This window comes from Cupriavidus sp. C3SS-1 (assembly GCF_057073755.1).
This window is the reverse complement of the sequence record NZ_CP172701.1, coordinates 330163-350596: the sequence shown is the minus strand read 5'-3', so window position 1 is coordinate 350596 and position 20434 is coordinate 330163. Positions and strand designations below refer to the sequence as shown.

General features: G+C 60.9%; 24 protein-coding genes. 8 read left to right on the top strand and 16 right to left on the bottom strand.

The window, feature by feature from the left end; all coding sequences use genetic code 11:
• Positions 1-241: 241 nt before the first annotated feature.
• The 12 genes from ACIGJC_RS30155 to ACIGJC_RS30100 form a co-directional block, all read right to left on the bottom strand.
• Positions 242-886 carry a TetR/AcrR family transcriptional regulator gene (locus tag ACIGJC_RS30155; protein ID WP_483714597.1) on the bottom strand — a complete coding sequence of 215 codons (645 nt, stop codon included), beginning with the start codon at positions 884-886 and terminating at the stop codon, positions 242-244.
• Positions 887-1244: 358 nt separating this feature from the next.
• A complete protein-coding gene (locus tag ACIGJC_RS30150; RefSeq protein ID WP_483714596.1) occupies positions 1245-2942 on the bottom strand; it encodes a tannase/feruloyl esterase family alpha/beta hydrolase in 1698 nt (565 codons plus the stop codon).
• Positions 2943-3719: 777 nt separating this feature from the next.
• On the bottom strand, positions 3720-3962 hold the full coding sequence (locus ACIGJC_RS30145; RefSeq protein ID WP_483714595.1) for a hypothetical protein: 243 nt from the start codon (positions 3960-3962) through the stop codon (positions 3720-3722).
• The gene (locus ACIGJC_RS30140; RefSeq protein WP_483714594.1) at positions 3959-5554 is read right to left on the bottom strand and encodes a helicase-related protein; all 1596 of its coding nucleotides are present in this window, start codon (positions 5552-5554) and stop codon (positions 3959-3961) included. The genes ACIGJC_RS30145 and ACIGJC_RS30140 overlap by 4 nt, the downstream gene beginning before the upstream one ends.
• Positions 5509-7164, bottom strand: coding sequence for a DNA methyltransferase family protein (locus ACIGJC_RS30135; RefSeq protein WP_483714592.1), 1656 nt, complete (start codon positions 7162-7164; stop codon positions 5509-5511). Before ACIGJC_RS30135 ends, ACIGJC_RS30140 begins: the two co-directional genes overlap by 46 nt.
• Positions 7130-7822, bottom strand: coding sequence for a hypothetical protein (locus tag ACIGJC_RS30130; RefSeq protein ID WP_483714591.1), 693 nt, complete (start codon positions 7820-7822; stop codon positions 7130-7132). Before ACIGJC_RS30130 ends, ACIGJC_RS30135 begins: the two co-directional genes overlap by 35 nt.
• The gene (locus ACIGJC_RS30125; RefSeq protein WP_483714589.1) at positions 7822-7992 is read right to left on the bottom strand and encodes a hypothetical protein; all 171 of its coding nucleotides are present in this window, start codon (positions 7990-7992) and stop codon (positions 7822-7824) included. The genes ACIGJC_RS30130 and ACIGJC_RS30125 overlap by 1 nt, the downstream gene beginning before the upstream one ends.
• 194 nt (positions 7993-8186) lie before the next feature.
• Positions 8187-8525, bottom strand: coding sequence for a hypothetical protein (locus tag ACIGJC_RS30120; protein ID WP_483714588.1), 339 nt, complete (start codon positions 8523-8525; stop codon positions 8187-8189).
• 74 nt (positions 8526-8599) lie between these two features.
• A complete protein-coding gene (locus ACIGJC_RS30115; RefSeq protein ID WP_483714587.1) occupies positions 8600-9085 on the bottom strand; it encodes a hypothetical protein in 486 nt (161 codons plus the stop codon).
• 134 nt (positions 9086-9219) lie between these two features.
• A complete protein-coding gene (locus ACIGJC_RS30110) occupies positions 9220-9480 on the bottom strand; it encodes a hypothetical protein (protein ID WP_483714586.1) in 261 nt (86 codons plus the stop codon).
• A 244-nt stretch (positions 9481-9724) separates the two neighbouring features.
• A complete protein-coding gene (locus ACIGJC_RS30105; RefSeq protein ID WP_223999917.1) occupies positions 9725-9925 on the bottom strand; it encodes a hypothetical protein in 201 nt (66 codons plus the stop codon).
• A 156-nt stretch (positions 9926-10081) separates the two neighbouring features.
• Complete coding sequence (locus ACIGJC_RS30100; RefSeq protein WP_483714585.1) at positions 10082-10561, bottom strand: hypothetical protein; 480 nt, start codon at positions 10559-10561, stop codon at positions 10082-10084.
• Positions 10562-10710: 149 nt separating this feature from the next.
• On the opposite strand from ACIGJC_RS30100, the gene ACIGJC_RS30095 reads away from it, so the two are divergent.
• From ACIGJC_RS30095 to ACIGJC_RS30085, 3 genes are read left to right on the top strand one after another with little or no spacing between them, the layout of a single operon-like run.
• Positions 10711-11193, top strand: a complete 483-nt coding sequence (locus ACIGJC_RS30095) for a hypothetical protein (protein WP_483714584.1) — start codon at positions 10711-10713, stop codon at positions 11191-11193.
• Positions 11194-11195: 2 nt separating this feature from the next.
• Positions 11196-12656, top strand: a complete 1461-nt coding sequence (locus ACIGJC_RS30090) for a 3'-5' exonuclease (RefSeq protein WP_483714582.1) — start codon at positions 11196-11198, stop codon at positions 12654-12656.
• A gap of 23 nt (positions 12657-12679) precedes the next feature.
• Positions 12680-12805, top strand: a complete 126-nt coding sequence (locus ACIGJC_RS30085; protein WP_483714580.1) for a hypothetical protein — start codon at positions 12680-12682, stop codon at positions 12803-12805.
• Between the two features lie 36 nt (positions 12806-12841).
• Here the strand turns inward: ACIGJC_RS30085 and ACIGJC_RS30080 are convergent, their stop codons facing one another.
• A complete protein-coding gene (locus ACIGJC_RS30080; protein WP_483714579.1) occupies positions 12842-12973 on the bottom strand; it encodes a hypothetical protein in 132 nt (43 codons plus the stop codon).
• An 84-nt stretch (positions 12974-13057) separates the two neighbouring features.
• On the opposite strand from ACIGJC_RS30080, the gene ACIGJC_RS30075 reads away from it, so the two are divergent.
• The 4 genes from ACIGJC_RS30075 to ACIGJC_RS30060 all read left to right on the top strand — a co-directional run bounded on the left by ACIGJC_RS30075 (position 13058) and on the right by ACIGJC_RS30060 (position 15161).
• Entirely contained in the window at positions 13058-13312 is a 255-nt protein-coding gene (locus ACIGJC_RS30075) for a hypothetical protein (RefSeq protein ID WP_483714578.1), read from the top strand.
• 69 nt (positions 13313-13381) lie between these two features.
• Complete coding sequence (locus tag ACIGJC_RS30070; RefSeq protein WP_483714576.1) at positions 13382-13990, top strand: hypothetical protein; 609 nt, start codon at positions 13382-13384, stop codon at positions 13988-13990.
• A gap of 51 nt (positions 13991-14041) precedes the next feature.
• A complete protein-coding gene (locus ACIGJC_RS30065; RefSeq protein WP_483714574.1) occupies positions 14042-14992 on the top strand; it encodes a DNA/RNA non-specific endonuclease in 951 nt (316 codons plus the stop codon).
• 13 nt (positions 14993-15005) lie between these two features.
• Complete coding sequence (locus tag ACIGJC_RS30060; RefSeq protein ID WP_483714573.1) at positions 15006-15161, top strand: hypothetical protein; 156 nt, start codon at positions 15006-15008, stop codon at positions 15159-15161.
• Between the two features lie 283 nt (positions 15162-15444).
• On the opposite strand, the gene ACIGJC_RS30055 is transcribed toward ACIGJC_RS30060, so the two are convergent.
• Both ACIGJC_RS30055 and ACIGJC_RS30050 read right to left on the bottom strand, forming a co-directional pair.
• Positions 15445-15831: a hypothetical protein gene (locus ACIGJC_RS30055; RefSeq protein WP_483714572.1), complete on the bottom strand. Its 387-nt coding sequence runs from the start codon at positions 15829-15831 to the stop codon at positions 15445-15447.
• A 257-nt stretch (positions 15832-16088) separates the two neighbouring features.
• Positions 16089-17270, bottom strand: coding sequence for an integrase domain-containing protein (locus tag ACIGJC_RS30050; RefSeq protein ID WP_483714570.1), 1182 nt, complete (start codon positions 17268-17270; stop codon positions 16089-16091).
• A gap of 1133 nt (positions 17271-18403) precedes the next feature.
• Here ACIGJC_RS30050 and ACIGJC_RS30045 point away from each other — a divergent pair.
• Entirely contained in the window at positions 18404-19426 is a 1023-nt protein-coding gene (locus ACIGJC_RS30045) for a PRTRC system protein D (RefSeq protein WP_483714569.1), read from the top strand.
• A 693-nt stretch (positions 19427-20119) separates the two neighbouring features.
• Here ACIGJC_RS30045 and ACIGJC_RS30040 read toward each other — a convergent pair.
• Entirely contained in the window at positions 20120-20338 is a 219-nt protein-coding gene (locus ACIGJC_RS30040; protein WP_483714568.1) for a hypothetical protein, read from the bottom strand.
• Positions 20339-20434: the final 96 nt, after the last annotated feature.

The window sequence follows — 20434 nt, the reverse complement described above, 5'->3', positions numbered from 1 at the left end:
TGTCTCCATGCTCGAGTAGGCGTCGGGTCGGGGAGTCGGCCTTAAGCGAATTGTGATTTCACTTAAGGCTAAGTTGCGTTCCGCCGCCTGTCAAGGCTCATGCCTACAGGGAAAGTACTAGCATAGGGATGCGATTCGGCCAAAATAAGTGCCGAATAATATATTTATTCCTTTGCGGATTTCCTTAAGTGGAACGAGGATTCGAATCCGAATACCGGTACGCAGGCTGCTGACGATCCCGCTAACCTTGGGGCGGAAAGCTGAGCATGCGCCCGGCGACCCCGCGAAGGCAGAACGTGATGATTGCCGTGGCATGCAGACCCATGGACGTGGACGCGTCGGCGGAGCCACTGCTCAGGGGTGCGACGAGGCCTTCGAACAGACAGCCGACAATGCAGTCGGCCGACGCAGCGGCATTCTGTGGCGGAAATTCCTGGGTTTCCACGCCCTGTTCAATGATTGTCTTGAAGACACGGGCGAGTGCGCGGTGGTAAATCAGGCGAGCTGCCTCGACGTCCGGCTCGACGGGTTCAGCGACGAGTGCGTGCGCAAGCCTTTGGCCACGTAGCGCGCGGCTGGCGAAAGTCCACGCAGCGGCGCCGAGCTTATCGCAGGCAGAACCATCTCGCATGGCAATGCCGGCAACCACGTCAACCTCACGTTGTGCGGTCGATTTGACGACCTCGACCATGAGTTCGGTTTTGGAGGGGAAATACCGATAGAGCGTTCCGACGGCAATACCGGCGGCGTCTGCAATGGCCGTCATTTGTGCCTCGCGGAAGCCAGACTGTGCGACCAGTTCCCGAGCGGCCTTCAGTATCAGGGGATGCTTATCGGCTCCTCGACGCCGAATGCGCACGCGAGAACGAGTCAATAATTCTTCCATGGGACTGTCCTTCCAATATCCGGGGCGGAGCGTGTTCAGCCTGATGGTTATTATGACACGGGTGGGCCTCTCTCCTGTTTTGACCATACTCTACTAGCTTGCGACGCAATGGTGACAGCGGTGGATTTGGTGGGTGGGTGGAAAACTGTCGTCCTACGGCTTTGGCACAAACACTTCACTCGCGCCCACTCGTGGTTCGCTTAATGTCGTTCTTGGCCCTCCTAAAAAAAGATGCCCGGCGCTACCCCTAGTGCCAGGCGACAAAGGTCTGGAGACCTCGAACAACCTCAAGTGAACAGCAAGAACCGTGGCGGCACAGCGTCCCCACGGTCGAGTCTTCGTCGACGCGCGCCCTGATTTATTGTGCGCAGGTAAAGCTTGCTGCGGAATTCACATCTCCGCTAACGTACTTTGGCCACGTCGGGTATTCGCAAAGAGGACGCGTGCGACCGGCATTTGATCCATATGTGTCGGTGATAACCAGCGCATTCGGTGTAGTACCGCGAGCTACCCAATTATCAAGGACTGTCAGCGCATCGTAGGCGCCACCGAATTGCCCACCGGAGCCGTGTGCCGCGCCTGGCACCAAATAAAATTTTACAAATTCATCAACAGTTGCCTGGCCATATCGCGTCAACAGACGATGGTAGTAATCAATCGACATCTGGGCTGGAATGAACTGGTCGGACTGCCCATGCTGAAGAATCAATTTCCCACCCCGGGCTTTAAAGGAATTAAGATCGGTGCTCGTGGCATCTACCAAGTTGCTGACCGCCTGTGTCCGGGGCGTCAGGATTCCAGGATCGGAAAAGTTGAACGACATGACGTCCACAAGCTGGGTGCGAGAGATCGCAAAATTGACAAGGCCATACGGGAACGCATAGAAGAACGATCCGGTCATCGATGCAGGATCCGCCAACGCCGCCGTTGGGGATGTACCCAGAGGCGCCAACAGGCCGTTCCAGAAATCTGTCCCGGCAAGGATGTTGTAACCTGGGATCGAACGAATGCCGTTAGCGAAATCAAAAGCAGTCGTCAATGGCGTAGCGAGGGTGCTGACGGTTTTTAGTTGCGCGTCAGACAAGCAGGCATTACCAGTATCAGCGCCACCTGGGCACCGCAGCGTCGACGGATCAAAATTGCAGGCGGCAGGGTTGCTGACGACGCCATCTGTTGCCCCGTCTTGCGCATCGCATTGGGCCATCACTGCCGCTTTAAGAACTTTCGCCTTTTCAACGTTAATAAATCCGCCGGTTGCCAGTGACGCCTGTGACACTCGCCCCATGGCAAAGGAAAGTCCAAGAAGTTCGGAGGCGGGGTAAGTCGAAATTACTCCGTCGTAGTCGGCTGGATATCGTTGGGCGGCCACTAGACCTTGTCGGCCTCCGCCTGAACCACCAATGTAGTAGCTATGAACGACCGGTTTCCCGTAGCGGCGCTGCGTCAGGAACGCTGCGACATCGTGGGTCTTCTTTACGTGGTCACCCGCGTAGTTCGCCAGAGCTTCGTCGTTTTTCAGAAATCCACCTTCAAAAGCAGAACCTTGATGCCCGCTGTCGCTACCGAGGGTTACGAAGCCCCTAGCCAACGGAGTCTTTGTGCCGGCTCGCTCGCCGGAGGCTAACGCGGAGGCCGCAAAGTTGGCGGTTGCGGGAATGGTACCGTCCAATCCGCCGCCACCGAAGTGAACAGACTTCTCATTCCAATTGCTCGGAAGATCCACTTCAAAGCGAATATCAGGCGCCTCAAAATCCACAGGATGAATCTTCCCTTGCACTTTGCAATATTCGCCGGACTGGTTGCCCGCTTCAGTTGACGCTACCAACGTCGCGCTGGATACAGATGCGCCGGTGGTGGGAAGACCTATCACTGCGGCAGGGATCTCGAGATTTTGAAGACCAGCACACAACTCGGCCGGCGTCTTACTTTGCGGACCAGGTATGCTGGGCGACGTTGCCGGGTCGCCGTCTCCTCCACAAGCGGCAAGTATTGCCGTCGATCCAATCGCAAGAACAAAGCCGCGTCCGGCCGTGTGCATGAATGTTTGGTACTTCATGTGCCTAGTCTCCTCTCATGTTTATAGCAATGGTCCGTTACGGGCATCTGACCATTGCGTCTCGTCGAGACGCTTCAGTTCGCTCCTGATGGCCTGGTGTAAGCGTCAGACTGAAAGCTACCGTGCTGAGAGGAGGCACATTGTCATGTGTAAGACAGTAGAGACGCCAATTGCAACGGGATAGCGAGGATGTCCACAAGATCGAGGCCGTCGCCATGGCGATGGCGATCAAAGCAGCTAGATACCTTCCAGCATTTCTAGCATCATGCGAAGATCTAAGCGGAGGTTTTGCGTGGGGCGACGGCCGACACGGTGACTACGACTCCGTTGTTTCCTGGGCGATGGCAGAATTTCTTGAATTTCTCAAGGCTGCGTTCGTGCCTGATGCCGTCGGGGCCGTCGTCGGCGGTGTCAGACCTCGTAACTTAGTGTGTCTTTGGTGAAGACTGAAATCTCAGTTCTCCGAACGGTCAGAACGCGGCTGCTATCGGCCATCGGAGCCGGAAGGAGCAGTGACTGTTGTTGGCCGATCTCTGCCTGCCAGGCACTGGCCAAAAGACAAAAAAACCCTCCCGCATGTGGGGAGGGTGAGTCTTACGAGGTCGGGTCAGTAGCGGGAGCGCCACTGAAGTCAATCATAACGTGCGCTCAGGCGTTTTCGTCCGCCGAAAGCTCACCAATTTGCTACCTCTTTCGCCGAATAGGTCCGCGTCCAGCGCGGTCCTTGCGGCGATGACCCACTGGCGGACCGCGTACTGCGATCCGCCAGGGTGGCCATCAGCGAATCGGCCGGCGTGGGCCCATCGGGCGCGACAAAAGCGTGGTGACGGCGCCGGCGACTTGCCAGCCATCCAGCTCCGATTCGTGGGTGCCGTGCACCAGCCGGTCCAGGCAGATCACCTCTACACCGTCTGCTTCAACGGTGCCCAGGATGGATGCCACGGTGGTCCCGCGAGTGCCGCGGCGCTTCACGGTCACCACTCCTTCGCCCACGGCGATATTGCAGTCTTGAGCCTTCATGCGGCCTCCTTCAAAAGTTCACGTTGATCCCGGGCCTTGCGGCCGTGCAGCATGGCGAGATCGTCCACAAAATCGTCCAACAGCGTATCGATGTGCAGGAATGCCTCGTCATCCAGTTCCGGGGTTGCCCAGTCCAAGCCCGCCTCCATGGCGTCTCGTTTGTGCGCAATCATCTGGTCCTGGTAGACGTCGATGCTTCCGGGCAAATGGAAGTACACCACCTTCAGCTGGCCCTTCCGGTTCCACCGTAGTGCGCGCCGCATCGCCTGATACTCGATACGCCACGTCCACGAGCGGTCGTAGAAGAGCACATAGTCGGCATTGGGCAGGTTGTAGCCAGCCCGGCCGGACGCTTTGGTGCACAGGAGCCCCGTGGCGCTACCGCTCACGAATCGCTTGTCCTTGTCGGCCACGCGCTTCGCAATCGGAATCCCGCCATGGAATGGCACGGTGTCAACGCCCTTCGCCTTCAAGTGCCGGGCGATGAGGTTGATCACGCCCGGGTTCTCCGCGAACAGAATTGCCTGCTTGCCTTCGCCCGCAATTTCCTCCATTCGCTCGATCACGGCGCGCTGCTTGCTGGTGAGCTGCCGCAGTCCGCCGACGCCATCGACCCCATGCTGCGGGTAGTTGGCGGCGAAGTGCACGGCCCGGATGCGTGCCAGGATGGCGATGAGGTTGTTGGACTTCCCCTCGACCTTGCGCATGTCCCGGTACCACTCGGCAAACTCGTCCGCCGTACGGAGGTAGAGCGACAGGTGCGCAGGATCCCATTCCGTCTCGACCACCTCCACTGCCGGCGGGTCGAACTGAATGTATCGCGACACATCCGGTTCGCACACCAATCGGCGCTTCACATGCGGCGCCAGCATTTGCCGGTACCGCGGCAAGTTGCCGATCTTTGGCACTTCGCGCTTCGCCCCATCCTGCAGGCTCTCCGCAAACTCCCACGGCACCCACTCCAGCACGACGAAGTCGTTGCGGAAGCGGTCAATGCCTCGCTCGGCGTGCTGCACCGTAGCGAGCCAGTTGGCTTCCAGATAGCCTCGCCGGTAGCCGTAGGGCTGAGCCGCCGTGCCATCGCCTCCCGTGAAAGCGATCAACCCGAATATGTCGCGCGGGTAGTTGGCAATGGGGCTGCCGGTCAGGATGTAGCGGCGCCTGGCCGACAGCTGCCACAGCGCACGGCTTTGGTCACTGGCCGGGTTCGACAGCCGCTCGCCCTCGTCCGCTACCAGCAGGCCAACGCGACGGCGCAACCGGTGGGCATATGTGACGCGCCGAGACGCCTCTCGGCATACCGGCATGCGCAAACGCTCATAGGCAATCAGGTTGATTCGACCGAGCGCACCAAGATCTTCTGGCGACTGGATGACGTGAACGTCGCCTGGCGGCAGGATCAGCGCCAGTTCCGCGCGCATCTCTGGCACCAGCCGGGCCTCGATCACGATCAGGCCGTGCCTGACCCCGGACAGCAGAATCAGCGCCGCAGCGAGCCGCGACTTGCCGCACCCCTGCTCCCACGCGGCCACGGCTCCGTTGGGCTTCAGCAGCAGCTCGACCAGGTCCTCCCGTTGGCCCAGTCCAGCCACTTGTCGATCGCCAACGCACGCAGCCGCTTGCGCAAGTGGTTTGCTTGCTCGGGGTAGCGGCGCTGCAGGCCCTCGTGGACAACCTCCCATGCCTGGGCCGATCTCTCAACGGTGAAGCGCGTCATAAGCTCATCCAGGGACATCGAATAGAGCTTTCCCGCGCACTCGTAGGCGTAATTGCCATCGGGCAGCCGGTCGAAGCGCACTTCCTGGCCCGCCTTGATGACCGGGCTACCCCAAGAGGTCGGATCCACGACATGAGACTTCGTCGCAGCACCAACCATCGTGTCGGCCTGCCCCGCGCCCGTGGTCCATACAGCGTGGCGAAGAGGCAGCGCCTGACGGGCGCTGCGGCGCAGTCGGCGGCGGAAGTGATCGAGGAAGCCCGGCGCGAACTCCGGCTCACCGCCCGCTGACTTCACCAGTTTGATGAGCCGGTCGAGCGCACCGATTGGATCGTCCTGCGCCAGATAGGTCTCGAGGTCCAACCGACCGGTACCGGCATAGCGAAAACCACGCGGCAGGCGTTGGCCCTCCAGCGACACGATCCGGCTCTCCAGCACCCGGTTGAGCACCATGGCCTCGGTGAATCCACACTCGAAACCGAACACGATGCGCCGTCCGTCATGCGCGATGCGTACCCGTTTCTGCGAGGTTACCGGGCGCGTGATGGCGGGCCCTTCGTCGTCGAGCAACTGGTGGGCCAGTCGCGGCTTGCCATAGAGACGATCGTCGGCTTGCAGTTCCAGCGCGGGCAGCGGCTGGGCCAGATCCGACACGGCTTGCCGCACGAAATCGCGGGCTCGCATCCGGAAGCGCGCGAACACCGCGATGGAGGTACGCACCTCTGCGCCTTCCTCTCGGAACGCGCTTGTGGGCAGGTCAAATACGCCGACCACGCGCCTCGCGGCATCACTAAACGGCTCGCCGTGGGCGATTATCAGGTTGGCGAACTTGTCGACGAAGGTCGTCGGCAGCAGCGCCACCACGATCTGAGCCGCGTCGAGCGCCTGTGACAGCGCATATTCATGGCTCAGGGCGCTGGTGTTAGCTCCGAAGCGGCCCCAGGTGGTGCAGTCGTATGGCTTCAGATGCGGCGACTCAAGGTGGATCGAGAACGGCGGGTTGATAAGGGCAATATCGAAGCGCTTCGGGTGGATTTCCTCCATCCCAGCGTGCCGAAAACTGCCATCGAAGCCGGCGGCTTCCACGGCATGCTGGACTGCTTCGATCGTTGGGGCATGCACATCCACACCGTGGAGGCTGTACTTGGCCGGATCCGCGAACTGCAGCAGGCGGCCAGACCCGACCGAGTTGTCGAGGATGGATACCTTGCGCTCCGGCAACCAGCCGCAGACCTCGCCCCACATCAAGCGCGCGATAGCATCGGGCGTGAAGAACTGGGAAAGATGGCGCTGGCGCGCCGCGTGCAATTCGCCCATGTGGGCAATCTTCTCGGCCTGCGAACCGAGACTGACAATGGCCCGCAAGGGCTCTACCAATGGTTCATACTGGATTCCAATAAAGAAAAAAAACCCGTCGATGACGGGGCAGTTGAAGGGCAGTCGCAAGCGACTATGAGGAAAACCGACAGGCTGGAATGCCTGCATGCTGGCTCACGAATTGCATGAGCCGGTCAGCGAGTGCGACGTCAAACCGAAACTCCCAGTACTCGTTGAACTGAACGACATCGAGCTCCGGGAAGGTCCTGCGCCGCTGCGCGAGGAACGGCTCGCCATAGTCAAACTGCCGGAGGCAGCCGGCTAAAGGCCATGCGCCCGCCTGCCTGGCTGCAATCACCAACGATACAACCACAGCGCCGACCGGCTCCAGCGACACCGGCGTCAAGCGTCGGAATGGCCGACCATCGGTGGCAGCCGATTCGGAGTCGGCAAGGAGACGCATGCGCGCCGTTCTCGCCGTGCGACGGATCGATGAGGGATGGGTCAGATGCAGCCCGTCGACCAGCGTTGTTGCCGCTTGTCGGTAGGCCATCGCGACACCCGTCGGCTCGTACGTCTCGCTCAGGGGATCCCAGAAGCGATCAAGGTCCGGGGTGATCCCCGCCCCGATTGCTTCCCAGATGTTGGGGTAGTCTGCGACAGCAATGCGGGTCTCATCAATCGCCAGCGGCATGTCCGGCACACCAAACTGAATGCTGGCGCGCTCGATCATGTTTGCCACAAGCCGTCGGCAAAACTTCTTCGTCTCGGCAGGCCCGTTCGACGGGGAGGCCCGGAGGAACTTCTGAATCAGCGCGTTGTACATCAGTCACGCTCCCTCAGGGCTTCCTGGCCATACTCACCGACGAACAGCATCAGCTCGTTGCCGACCTCGTGCGAGAACTTGAATTCCCACGCGTCCTTGAAGAACACCACGTCCAGGCCCGGCACGCTCCATTTCTCCCTGTAGTCATACGTCAGGTCATAGAGGTTCACGCGGCTGAGATTCGCCTGGATTTGGGGGAAGCCAGCCTTGCCTGCGAAGGTCGCCAGACCGGAGAGACAGTCCGCGGTAAATTGCGTGCTGTAGTGACCGACCCGTCGGCTGCTGGATCTGATAACGGCTTCCGAATGTACCGTCTTGCGAAGGATGATCGCTGACGCCGTGCGCTTCACTTCGGACTTGCGGTTCAAACCGACCACAAACGGTCGATATCGGGAATGCGTCCCTTGTTCAAGGCGTCTTCGATATCCAACCCAGCGATCTCGTGCTCGTCGTGATCCTTGATGTCGAGGCGGCTGCCGGGCGGGGCGAAATCGCGCCGGGCGCGATTTACGACGTTTCCGGCGAGGGTCCTGCACATTTTGCGGATTTCGTCCCGCGTCTTGTACTCGGTACGCAGCTCGACCGTCCGATAGTGCTCAGGGACGTCGCCCAGTACCTCGCGTTCGAATGCGGCAACGGACAGGTACGCCGCGCGCGCAGCCTTCTGAGCGGCAATGAAGCGCTCGATGATTTCGTTGTACATATGGTCTCTCCTGGAACTGGGAGAGCACCCGCACGGGAGTCTCCCGCGGGGGTCAGATTGGGTCCAGATGGACGTTAATGGAGGCAGAGCGACGGCCCGCTAGGCATGGGCGCAAAGCCCATAGCCCACCAGCCCGCGACCGGATGGTCCGGGAAGTCTGGAATCTCGTTGCTACGAAACAATTGCGGCACGTCCATCAATTCAGCGGCCCCTGCCACAACCATCTCACGCCACTGAGCCTGCATCCGCAGCCAGGTAAGTTCCGCGCGCGCGATGTGGTCCCAGGTCATCGGTAGCATCGACTCGTCGAACACCTCGGCGCCGGCGGCCGTCATCACGGCGACGACTTCGTGATAGCTGCCGAAGTCATGCGGAAAGCCTTGGCGGACGAACGACAGGATGGCAGGGTCCGGGTTGCCGAAGATACGCTGGAGCTGCCGGATATAGACAGCGCACTCCAAACGCGATTGGGCTTCGTAATCCGCCTGCCCGACCTGGGCACAGCACTCGTCACAAGGCACAGGACCAACTTCGGTGCTAATGGTCTTCTGGTAACGCATGGCATTTCCTTTGAAAGGCGGAGCCATGCCCCATTGGGAACAAGGCCCAATGACCGGGAAGCGCCCCACTGGGATGCTTCCCGGCCAGGCAAAATGGAAGCCGCACGAACCAAAGGTTCGTGCGGGAATGGCGGTCAGTTCAGACCGTAACTAATGTTGCTGAGCAGAATCGACTCGCTCGCAGCGTGCAGCTTGAAGCCGGTGAGATTCCGGCCCAACCATGCTGCAGCGAGCTCGTTCGTGAGGCCTTCGTCCCTGAAGGTGTCGTCGCGATGGCGCTGCCACAGAAGGGCATGGTGCGCTTCGTGAGCAGCGGCCGCAATGCTGATCGCATCCGTTCCACCAAGATCAGGCAGTTCAATTTCCGGAGGGAATACCTTCGGTTCGGCGTACAACGCATACTGCCAAGGCTGAGGGCTGCCCGTTGCCGAAGCACGGGAAGTCTCCGGCCTTGACGAGCGTTTGATCGAGGCTGCAAGCAGCTACCTCAAAAGCGAGATTCTCGTCACCGAGGATATCGCGCACAACATTGACAGCAGTCCAATCGGCTTGCATGGCGTACTCCCAAAAGAGTGCGCGAAATAGCCCTTCCCGTGCGGGAGGCTTTCCCGCGCGGGTGAAGTAAAGGTATGGCGGCCTTCAGGCCAAATCAGACAGCTGTGCGAACTTGGTGAGTACCCATGCGGAGGCTACGGCAAGGCCGATAGTCGCGCATGAGACAAGCTGCATGGCGAGCAGGGAGAGATTCACCGTGGTGACAGTGAAGAAAAGGGCAACGAACAGAATGACAACCAACGCAGCGATGGCGATGGCAGTTTCACGAGCGTGAACGACAGGCATGATGGATCCAGACCGAAGACGGAGCCATGCCCCATCGGGACAAAGCCCCAATGGGTGAAAAAAACATGTGCCAACGGATCGGCGGGTCGATGCGTCTGAGACGCGGAAGTAGCCCGCAGGATAGCGCAAAGCCAGCCCGCGATAAAGCCCCCTGCGCTACTTCAACGCGATTCCCGCCTTGCGCAGGCGGTTCACGACATTCCAGCGATGACGCGCGACCTCGGCGGGGTCCTGGACCGACGAGTAGTCGGGCATGCGCTCATTCCCCGGCCTGCCCCCGGGCTTCTCAAAGCCCCGTAGATCCAACCCGTGCTGTGCAGCGTGCAGTTGCGACAGTGCCCACGACAACTCGAACGTGGCTATGGCATCCCAACGAGCGGGAACGGCATCGGCGTCGAACCAAACCTCGCCCTGGTCGCCCAGAATCGCTGTAACCGTGTACTCACTGCCTTGCTCCGACGGGATGGCGCGCACCTCGAAGCGCAGCACTTCGGCGGGCGGGTGCCAGAAGACCCGATCCAGCAGACGCCGGAAGGTCAACGCATCAATGGTGTCCACTTCGCGGTAGAGCGGCTCGCCCGAGGCGATCTGGGTCCGCTCGTCGCGCGGCCGGTTACCGAGGTCGATTTCCTTCATGGGAGTTTTTTGTCGAAATATGCCGGCTATCCGGCGAAAGACGTGCGAAATCATACGCCTTTCGCCGGACGATTCGCCCCTCTTCGCACGCAAAATGGTGCTTGCGGCGATGGGTCCAGAGGCTGCCTTGACTTTGCGGGAAGGCCGATATGCTGGATTCATTACGTCATCATCCGATCCCTACCATGCGCTTCACTCGCTACGAACGCCACAATCCGATCGATTTCAACGCCCGCCGGCAAGCAGCCTTTGCGCGCAAGCAGGCCCGCGAGCGTGACCGCTACCCGCTGTTTTCCGATCACGTCGCCGCCGAGCAGCATTCGTTGGACGCGGAATTGGACCGCCGTACCGTGCGCGGCGAGGCGTTTGAGCAAAGCATGCGCGCCTTCAATGCAAAGTGCTGGCGCGACGCTCGCCGCATCTACTTCGCGCAGCCCGAGGATGTTCGGGCCGTCATCCGCGCCAAGTGGGCCACATGGGTTGGCCCGACTACCTCCACGTACTTCTCTTGGATGGTAGATGTGGAAAGCGGTAACCAGGCGCGCCGTGTCGCCGATTGCCAAGCCCGACACAATGCGGCACGCGCGGCCCGCGCGGCTGCGATGCCGGTGCAGGAAGCGTTGCCAGTCTGAGCATGCAGCCAACCCAAGAACAATTTGATGCGGTCGCCGCGGTCTCCGCCGGCGGCCCGCTCAAGGTCAAAGCCTACGCTGGTGCCGGCAAGACGACGTTTCTCCGAATGGCGTCCGAGGCACGGCCACGCGCTCGCGGCCTGTATCTGGCCTTCAACAAGGACATCGCCCAGGAAGCGCAGCGCAAGTTCCCCGCAAACACGCGTTGCCGGACCGTGCATTCGCTTGCGTTCGGCTCGACCTCCCCGGACATTACCCGCAAGCTCAAATATCCAGTGGAGCCTGCCCACGCCATGGCCATGCGCTATGGCCTTGGCCCACTCAAGGTACCGACGACCATCGGCAAAACCGTCGAACTGACCACCGGCAAGCTGGGCCGCATGGTGATGGACGGCGTGGCGCGCTTCTGCTCGTCGGCGCAGGCCGAGCCCCAGGCGCGGCATATCCCGGTCGATCCGCTGATCGAAGAGGAGTTGGCTGACGCGTTGCGCGCGGAACTGCTGCCACACGTCCAAACGCTTTGGCGCGAGAGCATCGACCCGAGGGGTGTAGCCGCAGTCAGTCACGCAACCTACGTGAAGCTGTGGCAGTTGAGCCGCCCTCGCATTCCGGCTGATTTCATCTTGTTCGACGAGGCCCAGGACGCCGACGGTCTGATGTTGTCCGTGCTGCGCGGGCAGTCGTCCCAAGTCGTCTACGTAGGCGATCCGTACCAGCAGATCTACGAATGGCGCGGCGCGGTCAACGCGATGGACCACATCAAGGCGCCGGTGAAGGGGCTCACGGAATCGTTCCGGTTCGGCAGCGCCATCGCCGGCCTTGCCAGCCGCATGCTACGCCTGATGGACGAGGACTTTCCGGTACGCGGCCAGGCCGCGATCGCGTCGCGCGTCGTGCAGCACGCGGCACCCGCCGAGATCCGGCCAAACGCGATCCTGTGCCGCAAGAACACCACCTTACTCGCCAAGGTTGCCGAAGGCCTGCAGCGCGGCTACAGGGTGGCTGCCCGGACCAAGAAGGAGGAGTTGGAGGCCTTCATCGACGGCGCCGAACGCCTGCTCGCTGGCCAGCGCACGCACTACCCAGCCGCCCTTTCCCTGTTCGAGAACTGGCTCGACGTGCAGGAATACGCCGAATCCTTCGCCGGGCGCGACCTGCAGCCGCTTGTCAAGCTCATTGACGAGCAAGGCCCGACTTACCTGCGGCAGCTGCTTGCCGCCATCGCCCCAGAAGACCAGGCCGATTACGTCGTGTCGACCGTGCACCGAGCCAAAGGCCTGGAATGGCCCACCGTGACGCTGGCCGATGATTTCCGCTTCCGCCGCGAGGACGATGGCCGAAAGACGCTGCCGGCCGACGAGAAGCGCTTGCTCTATGTCGCGCTGACACGGGCGCAGCACACGCTGGACATTTCGGGGATCGATCGCAGCCTGCAAGCGATGTTCCGCCATGCCGGCGTCTGACCACTCTATATAGGGAACACAGAATGATCACAGTTCGCATCGGCAGTGAGGAACACGACCTGGAGAAGGTGCTGGAGTCCCCCGCCGACTACGCGCGCGCTCTGGAACGCGCCAGGGGCCTCGGCGGCTACGCTGAATGCAGGCTGTAACATGGCCTCGCCACGCCCAAAGCTGGTAATTCGCGCTCACGGCATGATCTTCAGGATGCCGCCGGCGGTGATCTCGAGGTCGTCAGCGGCTGCTGGCGTATCCGGCAATGCGGGCGAGGCGCTGTCGGGGCCCTGATGGTTCGAGGGGGAAGGGATAGATGCGGGCATGGTTGATCTAAGGCACCGGACAGGAGGCGCCGGTGATGCAACCAGCCTACGCCGAAGATTTGCCTGTCAAGGCAGCATCCGGAAATGGGCCGGTACACTGCCCGCGTCGCGGCCGAGGCGATGCACGAGGCGGCTCCGGGATTCCAGCAACTGGTAGGCGACGACACCGCCCACCTGCAGGATCACCTCAACACACTTACCCGCGCTGCCGGCGTGCCGATAACGACACCAGGAGCACAACAGAATCAAGCAATCCCGGAACAATCCTTGCAACAAGCGATTACTGAACTGCTCGCCATCAGCGAACAGTATCTTGGCCTTCGGCCGCCCACCACCTAGCCTCGAATGGGCAGTCCGCTTTCGGAAGTTGGCATAATGCGCGCCTGACTCCCGCCAATCCGCCCGACAATGGCCGACGACCTTCTCAACTGCGCCCACTGCGACAGCCAGCCTCGATTCATTGCCAACCGCTTCGAGGCGGTCATGGTCTGCACCGGCTGCGGCATGTCCACCCCACCCCAATCCATCGACGACGGGTATGACCAAGCTCACGCCGTGCTCCGGGGTATCTGGAATACGCGCGTGACCCTGCGGCCGACCGCGCAACACGAGCTGTCAGGGATCGTCCGTAGGGAGCTATCCAGTTCCGACCTCGGCACAGTGCTCGCACTTATCGCTCGCAACGAAGACAATTGGGAAGAGCGCGGGCCGCTGTTTGCCGCCTTGGCGGAGAAGCTGTTGCAGCCTGAGCCATTCCTCCAGGACCTGGTGCCCGCCGAAACGCTGCTCCGGGACGCCGACCGCTATCGCAAACTGATGCGCCGCGCGAAGCTCGTCCAGATCGACGGTCGCCCCTGGGTTCACATCGAGCCTATCGACGCCTTGCCGGCAACGGTCTCAGAAGAGCTGGTTGGCGGCACGATCATTCTGGAAGAATTTCTCGCACGCGCCCTCGATTGCGCTCCCGAAAGCAGCCCGCCGATTTCTTTTTCTTCGGGGAAGAAGTCGGCCCCTTGACTTCCCGCTCGGCTTGGCAAGATAGGGGTATCGCCATTCCAGCTCCTAACGATGCGCAAACCTCTGTTCCTTGCCGCGGCCATCGCCGCAACCGCCATCAGTGCGGCTGTCACCAACACCGTTGGCAGCGCCGCCTACGCCAAAGGCCCGACCACGACCTGCCCACAGGTCTTCGGGACCAACGGCCAGCCGAGTCTAACGGCGTCGGCCTATGCCAGCCGCACGCATTTCATTTGTTACCGCGGCTATGCCTTGCAGACGTCCGCAACCACCCGCACCGCTCTTTGGTCGGCCGAGAACCTGACTGCCCAAGCCGTACTGGCCGCCCGCTCTGTTCCCCGAGACAGTGAGTTCTACGAGGAGGCCGAGATTCCCGCCGCAGACCGGGCTCGCCTGTCGGACTATGGTCGTGGCACCGGGCTGGATCGTGGCCACCTTGCACCGTCAGGTGATTTCCCGGACCAGGCATCGCAAGCCGAGAGCTTCAGTCTTGCGAACGTCGTACCGCAGGCATCGACCAGCAATCGCCGACTGTGGAGCCACATCGAAACGTCGACCCGTCGCATGGTGCGGGAGTACGGTCAGGCCTTCGTGGTGACCGGCCCGGCATTCGATGCCCAGCAGGCGGCGCGGCTCAATGGCCGGATCTCGATCCCGACCTATCTGTGGAAGGCGGTCTATGTGCCCGGTGTCGGGGCCGCCGCCTACGTGGCCCGTAATAACGCGACGCCCTCGTATGCGGTCGTGAGCATCGCCGAACTGGCTGGCTTCGCTGGCGTTGATCCTTTTCCTCGCCTGGATAAGGCCTATCGGGATACGCCAATGACACTGCTTGCGCCGACGCCCCATCCGGGTGAAAAGACGGGTCGACGGGTCAGTCTCGCCACACTCACGGCCACCGCCGTCGAACGGTCAGCATCGCGCGAGGCCCAGCCGCATCACTATGCCTTCCGACAGTCCTCCGCGATATCGTTCGTGCACGCCGTGTTCAATCCTCAGTAACCAGGAAGCAAAAATGGAACGCATCAAACAGATCATCCACACCCTGCGCACCGATCAACGGGCCCGCTTCCAAGTCGTGGGCGTTGTCGCCGCCGTCCTCTTCATCTGCTGGTGGGGCGCGACCGGGCATTTCGATAACGATCCCTGGCTTCCGAACTTCCTGCGCTGATGACTCGGCGAGCGCGTTCAACCGGTTGAACGCGCCGTCCAGCTTCGACCACCCTATTGATACGTGGTGACATCCAGCCCGGCAATGCCAATGTAACGTGCAGCCGGGCATTGCACCCTTTCCTGCGCTTGCCTCTGTGCTGGCGCATTCAACCGGTTGAACGCGCGGAAGTCCGGCGAGCCGGCCACCTTCAATGCCGGTCCGAAATATGCACTGAGCCGCTAAACGGCTGCCGCGATGCTCGCTGTTCACAGCAAAACACGGCGACACTCGATCCCGTTACTTAGTGCAGCCTGTCCCTCGTCATCGCAAGCAGGCTCCTTTCAGTCTCTGTCCGTAACGCTGCCGGCGTTCCAACATCATTCACAATCTGGTCGAAGTCAGACTCCACGAGCCAGGATGCGAGCGACACGCCAAGTTCAGCAAAATCCAGCTCCTGCCCTGGTTCGCTAAAACCGATAAAGAAGAAGACTTGCCCGGTCTGGCAGTTGTCTTCCCACTCCAGTCCCATCCCGGACAATTCCTCCACCAACTCCCCTCCAGCCCCCAATTGGATGGCGCAGTTCATCAGGTCGCTGAGGTAGTCCCCCGCAGCCTCGCCTCCCTTCCGTCGCAAATCCGGTACTTCTAGATAGGGATCTGCCGCCAGAAACGCCTCAACGCTCAGCACGTGTCCATCTGTCTCCCTTCGCCGCAAGTCGACCACAAGGATTCCCCACTCGGTCCGCAACCCTCGTCGGGCCCTTTGCGCTTTCTTCCAGTTCGCCCAGCTCGGCCTGCCCCGGGTCGGCAGCGCTCGCACGCGCAACAGCAATGACATACTCGGGCAGGCTCACCAGGGGCCAACTCTCCAACTCGTCCGGACCAATGCCCCTCGCCCGAATGCCGCACACCTCGTCCGTTCCGTACACGCGATCTTCGTGCTGCTTAATGTCCTTCATTGATTACTCCCGTTTGGATGGTCTGAAGCTTTGCCAAAATTCGGTACAGTGCTTGCCGCGTGATTCCAAGCGCGACAGCCGCCTTAGCTTTCACGCCGTCGGCGTCTCTCACCGCCTGAGCAGCCATCTCCGGCGTGACCGCCGGGCGGGACTCTGCAGCCTGAACCGAGTAGGTCGACAGATATGCGTTTGCCTTCGTCTGCCTGCTGTGCCCAGCAGCCGCGACAATCTTGCGCATCGCTTCCTCGTGCCGTTCGCGGTCAATCACCTTCCCGCCGCCCTTGATGGCCGCAGCCTGCCCAGCCATCCGCTCGTACATTTGGTGAAAGTACTGATGCCGCAGGCCATGCGCTGTCACGCCACACCCGTCCTTGGTGACACCGTGTTTTTCCAGAACAGCGTAGAAATGCCGCCGCCATTGGTTCAGGGTGTAGTGCCGCGGAATCAGCGTGCCACGAGTTGGGTTCGTCTGTCCCGCCAATTCGGCAACCTCGATTAACAGGTCGTATTGCCAGATGAACTCGATCGGGACCTTCCTTGGCCGACCACCTTTCGTTCCGTCGACCGTGTGCAAATGTCCGGACGGCAACACGTCATGGACCGGTCGCAAACACCAGCTCTCTTTCGCCCTCAGGCCGAATCCAGCTTCCAACTTCAATTGCATCGCGACGTGACGGTCCGTCCCCGCAATCTCCTCGATCTTCGCCAGCGCATCTATCCCGTTGCCTTCCCAGGATCGATCCTTTCGCGCGATGTAGCTTCGCTTGTAGTCGGCCGGACGCTCAACGTAGTCCTCGATTTTCCCGATCATGGCTGTCTTGCCCATCCACGCGGCGAGCGCGCGCAAGTGCGTCAGTCGCAGTTCCACCGACCCAACATCCAGCTTCTGTCCCTCCACCCAGGATTGCACCAGCCACTGGACATGCTTTTGCCTGAGGTTGTACGGCGTCGTCAGCGCGAAGCCACCCTTGCGCAGATCCACGAACATTTTCAGCAGCGCCTGTGCCCGTTGCCGCTGCGTTAGCTGGGACAGCGACCGGCCACTGACACGCGTTCCGCTTTGCGGCAAGTGCAGGTGCTCTAACGCCAACACTGCAAAAGCCGCCTTGAAGTTTTCGGGGAGGTTGTACGCGGCCAGTACCGCGCGGAGGTTGATGCCCTTGCTCATCGTCGTTACTCCAATCGGCGGCCTGATTCGCCAAAGCGAATGCCTCCGCCCCGCCCAATGGGCGAGCTTCTACGCGAGGTGTAATGCCGCCCCGAACGACACTAAACCACGTGGTGCGCCGGACTACCGCATCCAGCTAACCGGCCACCATGCCGGAGTCCACTTCTTCCTGTCCTTTAGCGATGCCAACCGATCAGCCCTGAGCATGGAAGCAATGCGTCGTGACTGTCCGCTTCGCGAACACACAGGCCTTTGCCTCGTGTGCCGCTGCGCGGCCATCCACCCGGTGCATCGTTTCGATGCCGGCCCTCGCTCGCCAGGATTGTCGTCCTTGCGTTCGCGGCCTCCGCCGTGGTGGGTGATTCCTGATGCGCCGTTCTGGTACCGGTAGCGCCCCCCGGATCGTCATGCTCTCAGAAGCCTGCGTCAGCCACAGTCGTGGCTCGCAACCAGCTCCCCGCCCCGAAGCCAGATCATCTCCGCCGCGGTGTGTCGGGCTTCGTGATCCGTGCCCAGCCTCAGGCTGTAGGGACGTATCTCATTCGTTTGGCGACTCTTCGAACACTGTCCGGTGTCCGGCTTCGGAATCGTCCACACTACGGTCCACTTTCACAAACAGACCGCAAATCGGCTTGGTATCGCGGTGTCCGGTGTCCTCACTATCCGACACTGTCCACTTGATTTAATTGAAAAAAAACCGGATCAATATCCGGCTCGTACATAGACGCGACTGACGACCCATTTTGGGCAGTGTCAGTGCTTGGGATGGCCGCCAAACTGGCGGCGAGGTCGATGCGTCGGGGACGCGAGAAGTGTGCCAAGGATAGCGAGCCACGCGTCGACGTGCAACCTCGGCTTGCCTCGAAACGTATCTCATATTCCCGAGCTTTCGATCCCTTGACATCGCATTTCCAACGGTAAAGTGGGTCATGACGATGTGCCACCAAGTAGGCCTTGGTGGCACATCGAAGGCCCACGCCCCACCAAGTGCCACATCGTGCCACGTGAACCAAGATGAAGCGGCACTTCAAAGTGCCACATGAAGGCATCAAGTGGCACTTCGACCGACTTGGGCCTTCCAATTCCGCCCCTGGCTCACGAACCGAGAAGCCCAAACTAACTGAGAGGAAGCCATGAAACAACACATTGAACATATCAAACACTCGACCATCGCCATCGACGTCGGCTACGGCAACACCAAGTCCGCCTGGGCTCTTGGTTCCGACATCACTATGAACATGTTTCCGTCGCTGGCCCCGCTGGCGGCGAACACCGCCCTGAACAATTTTGGTGGCGGCCTGTTCAAGTCCCGCAATGTTGTTACCGTCGAAGTGGACGGCGCACGTTATGAGGTCGGCCCGGACGTTTCGATCAGCGGCGCCCATGTGCACACAGGGCGGGCGTTGTCGGAGGACTTTGCGGCAACGCCAAACTATGCGGCGCTGCTCGGCGGCGCCCTGCATTACGCAGGTGCGCGTGAGGTGGATCGGCTGGTTCTCGGCTTACCGGTCCACAACACGCAGAAGTACGCCGAGCATCTGAAGGACCGCTTTTCCGGCAGCCACAACTTCGGTTGGGGGGAAATTCACATTGGCAGCGTACTGCCGCTGCCCCAACCGCTCGGGACCCTCATCAGCTACATTCAGCAGAGCGGCAAGAAGTACGACCCGGAGAATGCGTACCTCGTGATCGACGTCGGCTACTTCACCACTGACTGGGTTGTCGCCCACGGGTACACCGTCGACGACACCCGCAGCGGCGGCGTTCTTGGCGGTGCGGCACATGTGTACCAACAGGTAGCGAGCCTGATCACCGCCGATCAAGTCCAGCCGATCGAAGGTATCGAGCGAATCGACAAGGCCATCCGCGAGTCCAAGCCCCTCGTGTACTTCGGGAAGGATCTCGATGTGGGTCCGTACCTGAAGGAAGCGATGGCGATCACCCAGCAATCGGTCAAGGAAATCCAGACACGGGTTGGCCGCCCCGATGACCTTAGGTCGATCATTCTGACGGGCGGTGGCGCGCAACTGTATGCACCGGCCATTCGCGCGGCCTTCCCCCAGAACGTCATCCACATGATCGATGTGCCCTGCTTTGCAAACGTGCGCGGCTTCTATACGATCGGCGCCGCAAGGCAAGCAACCCGCACCGCATAAGACAACACCATGGACAAGTTGCAGATAACCGTGACGCTGTCCGAGCCCGAGTTGCTTGCCTATTTGCGGCACTTCTCGGGTGCACGTGAGCGATCCTTCATGTTGCGAATGCTGGCTTTGCGCGGCCTCCAGTCGGGGAGTCCAGGTGGTTCTAATCTCCTTTGGCCCCCGATGGCGGGCACGCCAGTGCAAACCAGTCCTGAACCTGCGCCTCAGGTCGCCCCGCACCGACCACTTTACGAGCAGGTTTTGCCTGAGCCAGCCATGCTGGCACAGGACCCTGCACAGCCCCAGGCGCAGGCGCGGGGTCCGGTAACGACTCCGCCTTCCCCTCCCAACGTGATTACAAACGTGCAGGAGGCTACCGATCCTGGCACCCCAGACCTCTTAGCGGGCATTGATCTCGCCGCCCTTAACGACGCAATGGCGCGGTACTGAGCCCATCTGGACCTCGACTTGACTTTGCGAGATAGCCGCTAAAGTAGAATCCATACCAACGAACAACAAAGGCAAACCACCATGTCGGTCGAATATGAAATCATCCGCTTTTTCAAGTTTCTGCTGACGTTCGGCATCGGCTTCGCGCTGTGGGAATGCGCCCTTCGACTGTGGTGGGCGGTTCGCACGAAGTGAGCCGCAGAAAGCAAAAAAGCCCGGCGAATTTGCCGGGCTTTTTTGTTCATGGATGGTCGCCTAGTGGCGCGTCGGCCGTTGCCGGCCTGCGCAGTACGTAAAGGCAGAATCGAAGTCAGCCTCGGTATGCTGAAGCTGTGAGGATCCGTCGTCATTGCGACGGTAGACATGGTAAGTGTCGGCTTCGGACTGGCGCGCCGGGACTGTCCCCGATGGCACTTGACGCATGGCGCGAATTTGCAGACGACCGACGATCACGTTGAACCCTTTGAACGACATGGAAAGCTCCAAGAAGTGAGCTGCCGAAAGGGTTCTCCCGTGCGGGCAGAACCCGCAGGGCAGATAGAGAAGAGGATGCCGCCCCGAAGTGCGGCG